Here is a 1,805-nt window from a genome sequence, read left to right on the forward strand (position 1 = left end):
AGCACTCACATCAGCTACACTGACCAAAGCAGCATAGCTAACCCCCGACGTGTCCACTTTCCGGGGGTCAGGCCCGACAGCTGTTGCCTACGAGATTAAGCCGTAATAATATATATTTTGAGCGTTCTGACAATGATTTTGGGAAAAGATATACGTTCGTTTACGTTTTCCCTCTTTCGCTTTCAAATTTGTCTACTGCATGCGATCTTAGAGGTGTCCGGATTTTCATCCATCTCCTCTCGAAAGGTTTAAGAGTATGTATCGTCCCAAGAAATCTGCGCTTTTAGCGATGCTGATTACCGCAGCAACAGTTTTTGTTCCGGCTAATGCTGGTGCCGAGACTGTGACTGGCCCCGATGCATCGTCTCAGAATAATGAGTCTCCGTCTTCTGTGTCCTCAGTATTGCTCGAAAATGCAGATTCCTATGTTTCCCTACGAGGAGATCAATTCTCGGTTGATAGCGAGGCGGAAAGCGCTTTCTCCCAAAAAGATCTGCAGGAAATTGAAAATGAGGTAAAGGCTCAGAACGAAAAAATCAATGAGGCCAAGGCTGATAGCAACCTCGAGATGAAGGTAGCGGGAGACTCGGTAACGTTCTGGGAAAAGGAACCGAAGATCTCGAGCTCTGATAACGATGACATTGATCCATACTTTCAAGAAGGCCGGAATGGAATTGAATTCCATGGCACTACTGTAAGGCTGCTGATGTCCAAAACGACGATCAACCGTATGGGTAACGGTATTGCAATCGGTGGAATTTGGGTTCCCGAACCAGTAGTTTCCAAAATCCTAGCTACTGCAGGGGTTCTTGGTGGCGTTGCACCTGGTGGTATCTATGCCGACTTTGGTATTGCTTCGATTGTGACTGGCGCTATTATGCAGACTGCAATTCCACAACGGGTTGGTTTCCAATAAATTATCCCTGAACTAAGCACTAAGGGATTGGCGGTAGCGTGATTGGAATGTTGCCATACGGATGTCGCTGTATTGTTTAGATAATACTCAAAGAGAATCTTCCGGCTAGGAAGATTCAAGATGGTTGGGAGAGGAAATTATGTGGAAAAAGCTGTTGGCCACTGTGGGTGTTCTTCTGATGGCGCTTTCCGTTTACGCTAAGTGGCCGTATGTCGTGACGATTGCTCTAGCAATTTTGGTCATTCTCCTCATATTTGTCCCCTATGGGAAGAAATAAAACCTGAGAAGAGGTAGGACTTTAGATGTACCTACCTCTTCTTTATTTTTATGAATTATTAATTATGAAAAACGAAATCACTCCAATAATGAGCCGTGTAGTCCTCTTCTCTTTGGCTAGTGTATTGACAGCAGCCCCGGCTTCATCAGCATCTATTGCGCAGCAGCAGAATTCTGATCCTCTTTCATACATAGAAAGTGGTGACGAGATACAGGTGGGCCCTCCTCAAGGGGCGGTGACATGTTCTGTAACTATCATTTCCCGACGACGGGCCTTAACTGCAGGTCACTGCGGCGAAAAAGCGGATGAGGTATATTCAAAAGGTAGGCGCATTGGAAGTGTTGGCGAAAATTACTTGTTGAGTAGCCAAGGATCGGATGTTTCAGAAATACTTCTTGATCCCCCTACCAATTACGCTCTCCGAGTCGATAAAGTCAGTGATAAAGAAGTCGAAATCCCTTCCACTATTTTTACCAAAACGTTTCTTGGAGGGAGAATTCAGGGGACTATCGACGACAAGAACCTATATTGTGAGGGTGTTTGAACTGCTCCCCATTAGTTGGACTGAGAAATCAGTTACCGACTAGTAGGGAGTAGTTTTCTTTGAGAGCA

Annotated in this window: 2 protein-coding genes; both read left to right on the forward strand. The window is 45.3% G+C overall.

The features are described from left to right. Positions 1-256 precede the first annotated feature (256 nt). Positions 257-916, forward strand: a complete 660-nt coding sequence (locus ABRP98_RS11675; RefSeq protein WP_349859354.1) for a hypothetical protein — start codon at positions 257-259, stop codon at positions 914-916. A gap of 302 nt (positions 917-1,218) precedes the next feature. Beyond that, a complete protein-coding gene (locus ABRP98_RS11680; RefSeq protein WP_349859356.1) occupies positions 1,219-1,737 on the forward strand; it encodes a chymotrypsin family serine protease in 519 nt (172 codons plus the stop codon). Positions 1,738-1,805 lie beyond the last annotated feature (68 nt).

The sequence above is a fragment of the Corynebacterium sp. KPL2838 genome, assembly GCF_040225455.1.
GTDB lineage: Bacteria > Actinomycetota > Actinomycetes > Mycobacteriales > Mycobacteriaceae > Corynebacterium > Corynebacterium rhinophilum.

Excerpts from the sequence above, each read along its gene's own strand:
- ABRP98_RS11675 (WP_349859354.1), top strand. The coding sequence starts at position 257 with ATGTATCGTCCCAAGAAATCTGCGCTTTTAGCGATGCTGATTACCGCA.
- ABRP98_RS11680 (WP_349859356.1), top strand. The coding sequence starts at position 1,219 with ATGTACCTACCTCTTCTTTATTTTTATGAATTATTAATTATGAAAAAC.